Genomic DNA, 12,996 nt, shown 5'->3' on the forward strand with positions numbered 1-12,996 from the left:
CCTACGGATATCCGTCAGCCATAATGATAGGGTTCTTTGCAGGACCCAAACCATGGAGTTTATGATTGATGGAGATGAAGTGGTTGATGCCAAATGATACACGGCAGAAGGATTGCCCGAACAGGTACAATTGTATAAATGGCTTTTCCATTGGAATCTTTTAGTTTGTCATATCAATTTTAGGGATGTTGCTGATGACCTGCCATTGTTCATTTTCAAATACGCAAACGATTGTTGAATCGAATTTTAATTGATCACTTTCCAATACGATCTTTGCAATGGCGATATTTCCCATTTGATGAATGTCCCCATACTTTATGGTCCGGGGAAGACCGCCGAATTTTTTTGTCCTGACCAAATCAATGTATTGTTCTTTTGAGAAAACATAAATGCCTTGCCGCTCAAAGAATCCGTCTTGAATGTTTTGGTAGTTTGGATGTAATATTTGGTCGAGAAGTGTTATATCGTTGTTGTCACCACCTTTTACAAAGGTTTCGATGGTTTTTTTAATTTGCTCCATGAGTTTTATTTAAAATTATTGTATTCCGTATGCGTCAATATTGTATCAATCTTCGGGCATAAGGTTGGGATTGTAGACAATCTCCCAAAGATGTCCGTCAAGGTCTTGGAAGTAACCTGCATAACCACCCCAAAAAGTATCCGAAGCTGGCTTGATGATTTTAGCCCCTGCTTTTTCGGCAAGCTCCATTATCCCATCCACTTCTTCAGTATTTAGGACATTATGTCCCAAGGTGAATTCCAATGCGGAAGGACTTTGTAGCTGAATACCTGTATCGTTCTCCATACTTTTTCTTGGCCAAAGAGCCAGTTTTAAACTATTTAGTAGGTCAAAGAAAGCGACAGCTCCATTTTCAAATTCCCTTCCTATAATTCCCTTTGTTGATAACCCAAGTCTGTCCCTGTAGAATTCGACGGACTTTTCCAAGTCTGACACGCCTAATGTCAAGACAGAAATCCTTGGCTTCATATTTTCCATTTTTAAGTTTTTCAATTCTGATTTGTGTTTTTAATGGAGTTTTCGACCCGGTAACCGCTATCCGTTCTAGATAATATGTCCATCCCATTGGTTTGTTGAAAGACAAAATCACATCCTAAAACGTGACAATAAATGACCAATAATTGGACAGGATACAATTTTTTGAGGTCAGGGAACGGCCATAAAATGAAGCATACTTGCTTCCATGATGTTGTTCCTTTTTAAGTTCATGGCTTGGGAAGTTCGAATATTGGATTAACGGCACCTTTGTATGGAACCTACCCAAAGGATGGTTATAAAGTTTTCGCTCCCATATGGGCCAATTGCAATAGGGCCGTTCCCAGAACTTCATCGGCGGATATTTTCCCCAATAACATATGCTCCAGTAGTTCCGATTTGAAGAAAAACATTAAACCCTGCCATAATGGCCTCTCTGGTCGTTGTGGAAACACATCCATATGTCTTGCTGTATCCACGTAAAATAGTGTTGGTTTATAATCCAATCGGCTAACCTAGAGGCAACTTTTTTTAAAAAGATACATCTCTTAGGAAAAGAAGTATGATCAAACCAAGATTTTTAAAAGCAATAGGTCTTTTGATCATCATCCTTGGCTGCAGCGATGATGATGGGAAAAGCCAATAATTGATGGAGAATATATAGGAGTATTCGTAAGGGACGGGGACACCTCAAGTGTTAGGTTGAATTTTCGTAAAGGAACGTTCACAGGGGAAAGTGAGACCGAAAAATTTCCCGCCATTTGTAGAGGTAGTTACGCTATTTCAGAGGGCAAACTGGACTTCACCAATACCTGCCATTGGACCGCGGAGTTTGATTGGTCATTGATTTTACATGAAGAGTGGAATTATGATCTTAAGGGCAGCACTTTGATTTTGACCAAATCAAATGGAGATAGATACACCTTGACAAAACAATAACTGTATACATCAATGATGTTTGATTCTATAGATTTGACGCCCTATTCCAAGGGTGATCATGTAAGGTTGAATTGTAATTGTTAAGAAATCTATGTACCACCCAAGACTGTATGGAGCCTTTTACGAAATGGGGTTGAGGTATGGAAAATTACTGTATGAAAAAGCAAATTTTGTACTTCCGGAAATAAATCAACAAAAAAGGGAATTCGGACTCGAATCCTACCGGGAGCTTAAGGCATTTTACCCTGAAGTTATTGATGAAATAACGGGTTTCGCAGAAGGTATCCGAGACCGACCTGAGAATGTCGGGGCTTTTTTGTTGAGCCTTGGGGTTTTCGAAACATCGGGACAGTGCAGTGTGTTTGCTTTTAAAAATGAGGATTCCGTAATTTTTGGAAGAAATTATGACATGCTCTTTGACTTTAAAAAGTTTACTGAAGGTAGTTTGATCGCCCCAAAGGACAAGTATGCATACATAAGCCAATCTGATGTTTTTATTGGACGAAGCGATGGTATCAATGAAAAGGGGCTGTCCATTGCCATGTCATTTGTCAACGGTACAAGAATCCAACCCGGTATAGGCTTCCATTTTATGGTAAGAAAGGTGTTGGAGGACTGTGGGACTGTACAGGAAGCCATTAATGTACTTCAAAGTGCAACGGTGGCAACTGCCAACAACTTCCTTATAGCGGACTGTACTGGGGAAATTGCCGTGGTTGAATCCGCGCCCCAAGGTAGTGTTGTGAGAAGGCTTGGTGCATCCGATAGGCATGTCCATATCACAAATCAGTTTATCACGTTGGAAATGAAATCTTTCGATAGAGGCGGTGTTACGTGGAGTAAGAGTGCGGAACGATACCAGGGATTGGGGAACCGCTTGGCCTCTGTTGGGAACATGGATTTGGAAAAGGCCAAGGAAATCCTGTCCGATAAGTGTGTGTGTTTGAATTTAAGAAAGGAAAGATTCGGCACCATCTGGTCCGTTGTGGCCAATTTGAGCGAACTCAAGATTGAAAGGGCGGAAACAAAACCAAGCCCCACCAATTATAAACCTGAGACCAGACTGGATTGGTGGTTGAAAAAGAGGGACGGATAGTACCCCGTGTTATGGAAACTGATAGGGTGTGAGGTAAAACTGCAAGTTTGAAGCCTGTACTGTATTGGAAAAAGTCATTCGGTTTCCAAAGCCATAGGATGATGGTCAATTATACTTTTGGAAGTGCATATAAGCGTTTTGTTGATACATAGGGAATTCCTTACAACCAAAGAAGAGCCAGACCCAGAAGAGGTTTTAGTTCCTTTCGTATGTGACTAAGGGCCTTTGTGATATGGTTCTCAACGGTTCTGGTGGAGATTTGCATTTTAATGGAAATCTCTTGGATGCTCAAATGTTCATAGCGACTCATTTTAAATACTTTTTGACATTTTGGAGGCAAGGAACCTACAATTTCATCGATCAAAAAGCTAAAGTCCTTCATGGCCATAAAGTCCTCTGTGGGGTTTTCAAAGTTTTTAAGTAGATAGCCCCCAAGCTTATTAGCATAAATTCTCCTTACCTTTTCAGAACGTATATGATTCAAAATCTGATATTTGGCCGAACCAAACAGATAGGATTCCAGAGAGGAGGTTATGGTAAGATCGGTTCTTTTTTGCCATAATGAAATAAAAACCTCTTGGACAATACCTTCGCTGACCTCCCTATGGTTGATTCTGCTGTTGCAATAATTGTACAGGCGTCCGGCCATTAGGTCGTAAATCAACTCAAATGCTTTTTCATCACCGCTCTTTAACCTTGCAAGAAGAGCTTTTTCCTCCTTCATGATCTAGAATAATGTAACCATAACGTTAGTTAAAAGTTTCGACAATTTATATAAAAAAAAGCAAAATGGGAGAAGGGGGTAAAAGAGATGGTACATCTCGAAGGAATTGTAGTGTTTTTTCCTTAAAACTGGAGAACAAATGGGTAAATGAAAAAATATTTTAAAAAAAAGTGGGGGTTGTGTGTGTGTCGGAACCGATTAGGGTTACTTATATACAGACACACCATGGAAACCATTAACAAAGTAAACAAACTATGTCCGAATTTGATCAGTTGATAGAGAAATATCAAAAAGGGCTTTTGGAAGGATCCCAAAAGAAGTTGATGGATAAATGGTTCGATGCCCTTGGGAATGACGAACAGGATTCTGATTGGGACAAGACAGGGGAAGAGCAGCTCAAGAGAAAGATATTGGACTCCATTCATGGGACAAAGGTCCGTTCTTTGAACAAAGGTCCACATCATACAAAATGGATGTCCATTGCTGCGGCCGTGGCAGTACTTATTGCCTGTACCTATTTCGTATGGAATTATAGCTCATCTTTTAAGGTGGGCATGAATGATGATATGCAGGTAATCTCCTCGGCCAATATTTCCAAGATCATTCTTCCTGACGGAAGTGTGGTCTGGCTCAAGGCATTTAGTAAACTTTCGTATCCGGAGAATTTCTCCGGTGATTTGAGGGAAGTTGCTTTGGAGGGGGAAGCTTTGTTTGAAGTGGAACAGGATTTGGACAAACCTTTTGTGATTTCATGCGGGAGTTTGAAGACCACTGTATTGGGAACCAGCTTTAATATAAAGGGGAACCAAGATGATATTGAGGTCAATGTACTGACCGGTAAAGTGGCGCTCTCCGTTGACCGCATTAATCATAATGTGATCTTACTGCCCAACGAGATGGGTGTTTTTGATAAGAAAAGCCAAAGTATATCCAAAAGACAGGCAGCGATGGAGACCCTCCAATCCGTTACGGTAGGTACCAGGTATACTATGAAGTTTTCGGATACACCCATGAGATTGGTGGCCAATGAACTGGAAAAAAAGTTCAATGTCAAGGTGGATTTTAAGAACAAGGCGATAGAGAACTGTGTCATTACGGCCGATTTTTCGGGACAGACCCTGAATGAGATCGTCCATATGGTAGGGCAGGCCATGGATGTTGGATTTTATGTGGATAAGGACCTTGTGGTAGTAACGGGAAAAGGATGTAACCAATAGACCAAATATGAATATGAAAAAATCAATGATCATGAGCCGTATCGTGAGAGCCGCACCACCATAGAAAACAAAACAGGAGCGCTACCAACACTCCTGTTTGAAGGGACCCTGTATGAGCAGGGTCGGTGTCATTATTCCGAATAAGAAAACAACATGTAAATCTATGAAAAAAAGTGATACGCTCTATGCTATTCCCTATAGAGCAAGACAAGCATTTATAGTGCAATTTTCCCTAGCCTTATTTTTTTGTTTTGTGGCCTATGCCAGTCCGGGCATAGCACAGAATGTCCTTTTGAAAAGGGTGTCGGTCGATTTGGTCGATGTTTCCCTAAAGGAAGCCTTGTTGGAAATCGAAGATAAAGGTGAGATCAGTTTTGTGTACAGCGGAAGTCAACTTCCCCTGGATGATCAGGTTACCATTCAACAAGAAAACCAATCCCTGGGTTCTCTTTTGGATACTTTATTTGGGCCTATTGATATCAAGTATCAGGTCCAAGGGACCAATAAACATATTGTTCTTTCCCTCAAAGGTTCCGATACAGTACCCACCGGGTCGGACCGTGTCGATATCCAAATCATACAACAAGATGGGACAATAAGCGGAAAGGTCATTGATATTGAAGGTATTCCTTTACTGGGGGTAACTGTACTGGTGAAGGATACGGGTCGGGGCACTACCACGGATATGGATGGAAATTATAGCATACTTGCCGATCAGGGAGAAATCCTTGAGTTCCGTTTGGTAGGTTTTAGGACCAAAGAAGCCACGATTGGTATGAGTACATCCCTCAATATGGTGCTCGAAGAGGATATCATTGCATTGAACGAGGTGGTGGTAAGTACCGGATATCAGGAAATACCCAAAGAAAGAGCCACAGGTTCTTTTGTCTATGCGGATGAGGAACGACTTGATAACCAGATCGGTGTCATCAGCATAAGTGAAAAGATCCAGGGACTTATTCCGGGGGTTTTGGTAGAGGGCAATCGCATTGTCATCCGGGGACAGTCTACCATTAATGCGGATGCGAGCCCGGTAATCGTGGTCGATGGCTTCCCCACATCATTGTCATTGGACGATATCAACCCCAATGACATTGACAATATCACCGTGCTAAGGGATGCAGCAGCGGCATCCATTTGGGGGGTAAGGGCCTCAAACGGGGTGATTGTGATCACTACAAAAAAGGGAAAGACGGGGAGTAAACCCAGATTTTCATATACCTCGTCCCTACGTATAACGGAAAGACCGGATATCAGTGCCTTGAGATTGGCGGATTCCCATCAATATATCGATGCAGAACTGGAAGCATTGGACAGAGGGTGGGTGAATCTCACTTCTGCCGATGGCAATAGTGGAAATTCCAGGGTATTTGAAATCTACAAAAAACAGTATGATGGTGACATTTCCCCCGAGGAAGCCGAAAGACTTTACAATCAACTGCGAGCCAATGATAGTCATGGGCAGAGTGACCTCTTTTTTAGAAACAGTATCTCGCAACAGCATGACCTAAGTATGTCCGGTGCTACTGAAGTGAACAATTATTACGCTTCATTGAACATACAGGACAATACTTTTGAAAGTGTGGGCAATAGTGATACCCGTGTGAAGTTCAATTTAAAGAATACCTATCAAATACATCCAAGGATTGCATTGGATGCCAATATAAGCATCTCCTATGCCAAAGGGGCTTTCAATGGAGTGGGGACATATAGTTTTGTGCGTCAAAAACCCTATGAGCTTTTTGTGGATGGGGAAGGGGATTATGTGCCTGTCTATGATGCATACCGATCGGTGGAAACAAACAAGGAGCTTGAAGAGTTGGGCTATTATGATTGGAACAATAATCTAAAGAGGGATGTGGACAACGGTGACAATACCACTAGGTCGTTCTCCCCAAAGATCATAACCGGATTGACGGCACAGTTGTTGGACGGACTTCGGTATGAAGGGCGCTTTATGTACGAGACCAGACGTTATGGAAATGAGACTTTCTTTAATGAGGAAATGTACAAAACTCGGGATTTGATCAATAAGTTCACCACAATAACCGGTGATGGATTGGAGTATCAAATTCCCAGAGGTCCACTTTTTGAATATACCAACACGGAAATGCAGTCCCATACATTGCGTAACCAACTTATTTTTTCAAAAAACTATAAGGGCACCAAGCATAGGGTAAATGCATTGTTGGGTACGGAAATCACCAAGACCAAGAACAATCTGGAAAAGGGGAGGTATTTCAACTATGATAAAAACCTTTTGACCTATAGTTTGATCGATGAGAAGACCTTGGCCGAAGGGGTTCCGGGCTGGAATGGTTTCACGCAACGCCTTCCCGCCATATGGAGGCCCATAACAGAAACCGAGAACAGATATTTCTCCTACTATTTTAACGGGGCCTATACTTATGGGGATAGGTATACCTTTTCTGCCAGTGGGAGAATAGATAAATCGAACCTTTTTGGGGCGGATGCCAATGACAGGGTCACGCCTTTGTACAGTATTGGATTTTCGTGGAACGTTGCCAATGAGGATTTTTTCGATGTGGGCTTTATCAATGCATTGAAAATAAGGGCCACTACAGGGGAGAATGGAAATGTGGACAAAAGCACAAGCAAGGTTCTGGTGGCCACTCCTGAAACCAATTCCTATTCCACAGGGGAACAGTTCCTAAAGATTGAATTCCCAGAGAACAAGGAGTTGAAATGGGAGAGTACCAAATCCTATAATGTGGGGATCGATTTGGGAATGTTCAACAACAGATTGTCCTTGGTGGCCGACTACTATATCAAGAAAAGTTACGACCTGTTGGCCTATTCCGAAGCAGACCCGTCTTTGGGATTTTCAAGTGTATACAGGAATACGGCGAGTGTTGGGAACAAAGGGATAGATATAGGTTTGGGAGCTCGTATATTTGAAGGTGATTTTGGCTGGAACTTGGAGTTCAATATTTCCAAGAACACCAATGAAGTGACCAAGGTCTACAATCCCAACCCTACCGTGGACAATTATCTGACAGGCGGATATGGTAGACAGATAGAGGGTTTTCCCATAGATTATATTTACAATTTCCGCTGGGCTGGCCTGTCCAATGATGGACATCCCCAAATCTATGATCATGAGGGGAATGTGTATTCTTCCGAAGATTCTGAGGTAGATCCCCAGATCGAATGGTTGAGTTATGCGGGGAGTACCGCTCCCAAATACTTCGGTTCAGTGATAAATACCTTTCGATATAAGGGATTGAGACTGAACACTATATTCACGTACAAGTTTGGCCATGTGATGCGACTCCCAACGGTCTATGTGAGAGGTTCTGATCTTGTGCTGGCCGAAGTGGACAATAGATGGCGTCAGCCTGGGGATGAAAATAGGACCGATATCCCAAGAATGTACGATGTGGCCCAACAGCCGTTTATCCGTTCCCAGTTTTCAAAGGCCAATGACCACAGGACCAAAAGTGCCTCCTTTGTGCGATTGAACAATGTCAATCTGATCTATGACTTTCCCAAGGGTATCCTTGGTAAGGAAATCCAATCATTACAGTTGCAGGCCCAAGCTACCAATGTGGCACTGTGGACCAGGAATGATAGGAATATCGATCCGGAAGCCATCAATTTAAGATATGGCGACCTTAGTTTGCCCAGTCCATCCATTTACACATTTGGAATCCGGGTCGGGTTTTGATGTATTTCATTTTGAAACTTTAAACAGACAAGAAACATGAAAAAAATTATCGCAATATTGATTGTCGCACTTGCGCTTGGATGTGATGATTATCTAGATATACAGGAAAAAGGGAAGAAGATTCCAGAAACGGTCGAAGACCTGAACTTGTTGATGAACGATTACAACAAGTTTATCAGAAGTACGGTAAATGTCCTTTTCGTTAATGATGAGGTGAAGTTGTACGAGGATGAGGTGAGCAAGATTTTTTGGGGAGGAGTGGAGCGTTTCCTAAATGGTTATCAATGGAGGGATCATATTTATGATGACCCCGATGCCAATGACAGTGATTGGAATGATTTTTATGCCCAGATCTATATCTGTAACGTGGTTTTGGATAAAATCGATGAAGCGGAAGGAGATGATGTCACCCTTAGGAATATTACAAAGGGCGAAGCTTTGGCGCAACGGGCCTATGCTTACTTTATGTTGGTGAACATTTATGGCAAACACTATAATTCAACCATGAGCACTTCGGACTTGGGTGTACCACTTTATACGGAACCCGACGTGAACAACACAAAGGGCAGGGCCACGGTAAAGGAAGTATACGACCTTATTGAAGGGGACCTGCAGGAAGCATTGACACTATTACCTCCGAAACAGGAGTACCCCTATCATCCTTCTCAAGCAGGGGTTCATGGTCTTTTGGCCAAAGTATATCTGTACAAAGGAGAATGGGAGGAGGCCCTAGATCATGCCGAGAGTGCCCTGGCCATCAATTCCAACCTGTATAACTTCAATGATTATGACTTTATTCCCGGAGCCCCAAAATTTGCTGGACTGCTTGGTTTTCCGAGACAAACTTGGGAACATGAGGAAATACTCTGGACCAAAAATGTGAGTCATCCGTTCGTATATGGCATTGGTGTGTATATGACCGAGGATCACTTGAGCCTATACGATGAAGGTGACCGCAGACTTTATTTTAGACATATTGAGTTCCATGGCTATGGGGCAAATGACCGCGGCCCCATAATCTATTCCAAGGAGAACTATTACAAGGCAGGGATAAATACACCGGAGCTCTACCTTATCAGGGCGGAATGCAATGCACGTTTGGATAGGCCCGATCTGGCCATTGGAGATTTGAACACTTTAAGGCAAACAAGGTTCGATGTGGATAAGTTTGTGCCCTATGCCATGGGGATGTCCAGTAATGAGGCATTGGAGTTGGTGTTCAAGGAACGTAGGGTGGAACTCTTTTTGGAACCTTGGCGTTGGTTCGATCTTAAGAGGCTCAATTTGGAAGCGGAATATCAAGTGACCCTCACCAGGACCTTCAATGGCACTACCTATAGCTTGTCCCCTGAAAGCAACAATTATGTGATTGCCATACCCAAAAAGGTAATCAACCTCAATCCAAAAGTGGAGCAAAACCCAAGAGGGCAGTAGCTTTTTTTGGTAAACATTTTATATTCCAAGGCTCCCCAATTCTGGGGAGCCATAACCCTCAATACATAAAACTATACAAATGGAAAATGTAGTAGAATGCATTAACCTTACCCATTATTATGGTAAGAAAATGGTATACGAGAACCTTAATTTCAATATTAAAAGGGGAAGTATACTGGGGCTCCTAGGAAAGAACGGGGCCGGAAAGACCACAACCATCAACATCATAAATGGCTTTTTGACACCCAAAAGTGGAAAATGCATGATCTTGGGCGAGGATTCCAGATATCTTTCTTCCAAGACCAAGGCCCAGATAGGATACCTGATCGAAGGGCATGTACAATATGCCTTTATGAACATTTATCAAATTGAAAAGTTCTATTCGGGTTTTTTTCCCAACTGGAAACGCGAGGCCTATTTTGATTTGATGGCCAAATTAAAAGTCACACCAAAACAGAAGATATCCACCATGTCCTGTGGTCAACGATCCCAAGTGGCTTTAGGATTGATTTTGGCGCAAGACCCTGAATTATTGGTGTTGGACGATTTTACCTTGGGATTGGATCCGGGCTATAGAAGATTGTTTATCGATTACTTAAGGGATTATGCCAAGGAAACCAACAAGACCATTTTTACCACCTCACATATCATTCAGGATATGGAGCGCCTTATAGATGATTGCATGATTATGGACTACAACAGGGTACTGGCCTATATGCCCGTCAAGAAGTTCCTTAATGATTTCAGGGAGTATACCATAGAATTGGAAAATCCGGATATAGGGGTGGCACTTGAAGGTCCCATCGTGAATTTGGAAAAAATGCACAACAAGCTGGAGATATACACGTATGCCGCTCCAGAAGAGATTAAGGGATATCTGGATGCCAAAGGTCTTGGATATACAAATTTCAAAGAGGTGGACATGTCCTTGGAGGATGCGTTCATAGGTTTAACCGGTAAATATTGATATCATGCTAAAAGCCATAGTTTATAAGGAGTGGATCAAAATCAAAAGGGTATCCCTTTTTTTACTTCTGATAGGAGTTTTGATCGTTATTGGGATATATTCCAATGTAAGACATGAATTGATCATTAAGGATGCGGAATCGTACTGGAACGGTATCCTTCAACAAAGGGCCATATGGTTCTATGTACTAAAGTTTGTCCCGTTGATCGTCGGGTTGTTGATCGCGGTGGCACAATTTGTACCTGAGATTGTGGACAAACGCATAAAACTTACCCTGCATTTGCCAACCAATGAAGAGACCATTGTATTGAAAATGGTACTCTTTGGGTTTTTCTGTACAACATTGATCTTATCGGTGTTTATGGGGATGTTTTTAGGGATGGGGGCGTATTTTTTTCCACAGGAAATCGTCTGGGTATCCTTCTTGACCACAGCACCATGGTTTTTGGCGGGGATTGCAGCATATTTTCTGATATCCTTTATTGTATTGGAGCCCCTTTGGAAACAGCGTATTTTTTACATGTTGTTCGGGGCGGCCTTTCTTGGGACTTTTTTTAAAGGAAATTTTCCAGGGACCAATGAATACCTCTTGTGGCCATTTGTTGGCCTGATTGCCTGCATTAGCATTGCAACACTGTTTTCAATTTATAGATTTAGAAAAGGAGAAATGTAATTATGTTACCAAAATTAAGCAGATATTTACTCGTTTTTGTAGCCATTTTTACCATGGGCTACGTATTGCCAAGCATTTACAGAACGTTTTTTGATGTTCGTATCAGCTCCCCCAACTTTTCATATAGTGTATTGAACAAAAAGTTCTACGCCTCCAAATACGTGGATGGTCAAAACCGTTTCTCGGATATGGAAGGCAACGAGTATACTCGGGAAGAGTACATGGATGAATTGCCCATCAACAATTTTTATTACCATTTGGGAAAGGGAACTTTGCCAGATTCCATTATGGGGGTGAGGCTCAACCCGGCCCAGTTGAGACAGGAGAACTTCTATCAAGGGACAGCTGCTTTAGAGTTTTCCATGCCCGACTATGGATTGAACCCCTTGTTTGAATCGGCATCGGATTTTGGAATCACATTGCCCAAGGATGTCTTTAGGATTAAGGACCGTATGGAGTTTGTTGTGGCAAAGACCAATGAAATTGATGAGGCCAAAAGTAAAGAGTATACCCAGGCATTGAAAGACCAAGGATTCGTTTTTCCTGCCAGGGTCTTGGGAGGGATTCCTTCTTTTATGAAGAGTCGTGATGATGGCTGGTTTATCCAAGACAGTACTTTACAGCTGTTCCATCTCAAAATGGTAAAGGGCAGGCCAGAGGTCAATCGAGTCAATGTGCCAGAGGGGTTTAAGATCAGAAAAATAATATGTAATGATCATGCCTCCAGGGAATTCTATGCCACCATTGTGACAGATGACAATAAGCTTTATCTTTTAATGACGGACAATTATGGTATCCAACCCTTGCCCATAGAGGATTTTGATGCCAATCGGCAAACACTGGTCATGGGAGGGAACCTGTTCTACAAGACCGTTATATTGATGGATGAGGCTTTTACCAAGGTATATGTCATCGACAGGGACTTCAAGAAGGTGGATGAACTCAAAGAAGGACTTCCTTTGAAATCTGAAATGGCCATTGGTAAAGTGGAGCAGTTCCTTTTTCCGTTTTCCATTGCACTCAATAAATCCACTTCTTTGTTCACCGGTATATATATGAAGAAGTATGTTTCTTGGAGTTGGGCCATTCTGAGTGTAGTACTTGTGATTTTTACACTTGTTTTGATCAAGAGAAACAATCGATCACTAAAGAACAACATCTTGGATATAGTGTTGGTGTTTTTTACTGGAATTTTCGGGTTTATTGCCGTCCATATGTTTCCCAATAAAGAATATTAAAAAGTCTATTAATCCGGGCCCCAGTA

General features: G+C 42.0%; 12 protein-coding genes. 8 read left to right on the plus strand and 4 right to left on the minus strand.

Translation table 11 applies throughout. From position 1 onward, the window contains the following. Positions 1–160 precede the first annotated feature (160 nt). From F8C76_RS01525 to F8C76_RS01535, 3 genes are all read right to left on the minus strand, one after another. Positions 161–520 carry a nuclear transport factor 2 family protein gene (locus F8C76_RS01525; protein ID WP_152130149.1) on the minus strand — a complete coding sequence of 120 codons (360 nt, stop codon included), beginning with the start codon at positions 518–520 and terminating at the stop codon, positions 161–163. 45 nt (positions 521–565) lie between these two features. After that, entirely contained in the window at positions 566–988 is a 423-nt protein-coding gene (locus F8C76_RS01530) for a VOC family protein (protein WP_152130150.1), read from the minus strand. A gap of 302 nt (positions 989–1,290) precedes the next feature. Continuing rightward, positions 1,291–1,473 (minus strand): hypothetical protein, encoded by a 183-nt coding sequence (locus F8C76_RS01535; RefSeq protein WP_152130151.1) that lies wholly within the window; start codon positions 1,471–1,473, stop codon positions 1,291–1,293. Between the two features lie 223 nt (positions 1,474–1,696). Between F8C76_RS01535 and F8C76_RS01540 the strand changes: the two genes are divergently transcribed. Then, the gene (locus F8C76_RS01540) at positions 1,697–1,933 is read left to right on the plus strand and encodes a hypothetical protein (protein WP_152130152.1); all 237 of its coding nucleotides are present in this window, start codon (positions 1,697–1,699) and stop codon (positions 1,931–1,933) included. 91 nt (positions 1,934–2,024) lie between these two features. Next, positions 2,025–3,029 carry a C45 family autoproteolytic acyltransferase/hydrolase gene (locus tag F8C76_RS01545; protein WP_152130153.1) on the plus strand — a complete coding sequence of 335 codons (1,005 nt, stop codon included), beginning with the start codon at positions 2,025–2,027 and terminating at the stop codon, positions 3,027–3,029. A gap of 160 nt (positions 3,030–3,189) precedes the next feature. Here F8C76_RS01545 and F8C76_RS01550 read toward each other — a convergent pair whose 3' ends face one another. After that, positions 3,190–3,753: an RNA polymerase sigma-70 factor gene (locus F8C76_RS01550; RefSeq protein ID WP_152130154.1), complete on the minus strand. Its 564-nt coding sequence runs from the start codon at positions 3,751–3,753 to the stop codon at positions 3,190–3,192. Between the two features lie 254 nt (positions 3,754–4,007). Between F8C76_RS01550 and F8C76_RS01555 the strand changes: the two genes are divergently transcribed. The 6 genes from F8C76_RS01555 to F8C76_RS01580 all read left to right on the plus strand — a co-directional run bounded on the left by F8C76_RS01555 (position 4,008) and on the right by F8C76_RS01580 (position 12,970). Next, the gene (locus tag F8C76_RS01555) at positions 4,008–4,970 is read left to right on the plus strand and encodes a FecR family protein (RefSeq protein WP_152130155.1); all 963 of its coding nucleotides are present in this window, start codon (positions 4,008–4,010) and stop codon (positions 4,968–4,970) included. A gap of 163 nt (positions 4,971–5,133) precedes the next feature. Further along, positions 5,134–8,658, plus strand: coding sequence for a SusC/RagA family TonB-linked outer membrane protein (locus F8C76_RS01560; protein ID WP_170283934.1), 3,525 nt, complete (start codon positions 5,134–5,136; stop codon positions 8,656–8,658). Between the two features lie 36 nt (positions 8,659–8,694). Beyond that, positions 8,695–10,092: a RagB/SusD family nutrient uptake outer membrane protein gene (locus F8C76_RS01565; protein WP_152130157.1), complete on the plus strand. Its 1,398-nt coding sequence runs from the start codon at positions 8,695–8,697 to the stop codon at positions 10,090–10,092. Positions 10,093–10,171: 79 nt separating this feature from the next. After that, positions 10,172–11,059 (plus strand): ABC transporter ATP-binding protein, encoded by an 888-nt coding sequence (locus F8C76_RS01570; RefSeq protein ID WP_152130158.1) that lies wholly within the window; start codon positions 10,172–10,174, stop codon positions 11,057–11,059. Between the two features lie 4 nt (positions 11,060–11,063). Then, entirely contained in the window at positions 11,064–11,732 is a 669-nt protein-coding gene (locus F8C76_RS01575; protein WP_152130159.1) for a hypothetical protein, read from the plus strand. 2 nt (positions 11,733–11,734) lie between these two features. After that, complete coding sequence (locus F8C76_RS01580) at positions 11,735–12,970, plus strand: DUF4857 domain-containing protein (protein WP_152130160.1); 1,236 nt, start codon at positions 11,735–11,737, stop codon at positions 12,968–12,970. The last annotated feature ends 26 nt before the right edge of the window (positions 12,971–12,996 follow it).

Origin of the sequence: Flagellimonas olearia (assembly GCF_009184425.1) — a bacterium.
In the GTDB taxonomy this organism is placed as follows: Bacteria; Bacteroidota; Bacteroidia; order Flavobacteriales; family Flavobacteriaceae; genus Flagellimonas; species Flagellimonas olearia.

Coding starts and splice junctions, on each gene's coding strand:
- F8C76_RS01525 (WP_152130149.1), bottom strand. CDS start 520: ATGGAGCAAATTAAAAAAACCATCGAAACCTTTGTAAAAGGTGGTGAC.
- F8C76_RS01530 (WP_152130150.1), bottom strand. CDS start 988: ATGAAGCCAAGGATTTCTGTCTTGACATTAGGCGTGTCAGACTTGGAA.
- F8C76_RS01545 (WP_152130153.1), top strand. CDS start 2,025: ATGTACCACCCAAGACTGTATGGAGCCTTTTACGAAATGGGGTTGAGG.
- F8C76_RS01550 (WP_152130154.1), bottom strand. CDS start 3,753: ATGAAGGAGGAAAAAGCTCTTCTTGCAAGGTTAAAGAGCGGTGATGAA.
- F8C76_RS01555 (WP_152130155.1), top strand. CDS start 4,008: ATGTCCGAATTTGATCAGTTGATAGAGAAATATCAAAAAGGGCTTTTG.
- F8C76_RS01560 (WP_170283934.1), top strand. CDS start 5,134: ATGAAAAAAAGTGATACGCTCTATGCTATTCCCTATAGAGCAAGACAA.
- F8C76_RS01565 (WP_152130157.1), top strand. CDS start 8,695: ATGAAAAAAATTATCGCAATATTGATTGTCGCACTTGCGCTTGGATGT.
- F8C76_RS01570 (WP_152130158.1), top strand. CDS start 10,172: ATGGAAAATGTAGTAGAATGCATTAACCTTACCCATTATTATGGTAAG.
- F8C76_RS01575 (WP_152130159.1), top strand. CDS start 11,064: ATGCTAAAAGCCATAGTTTATAAGGAGTGGATCAAAATCAAAAGGGTA.
- F8C76_RS01580 (WP_152130160.1), top strand. CDS start 11,735: ATGTTACCAAAATTAAGCAGATATTTACTCGTTTTTGTAGCCATTTTT.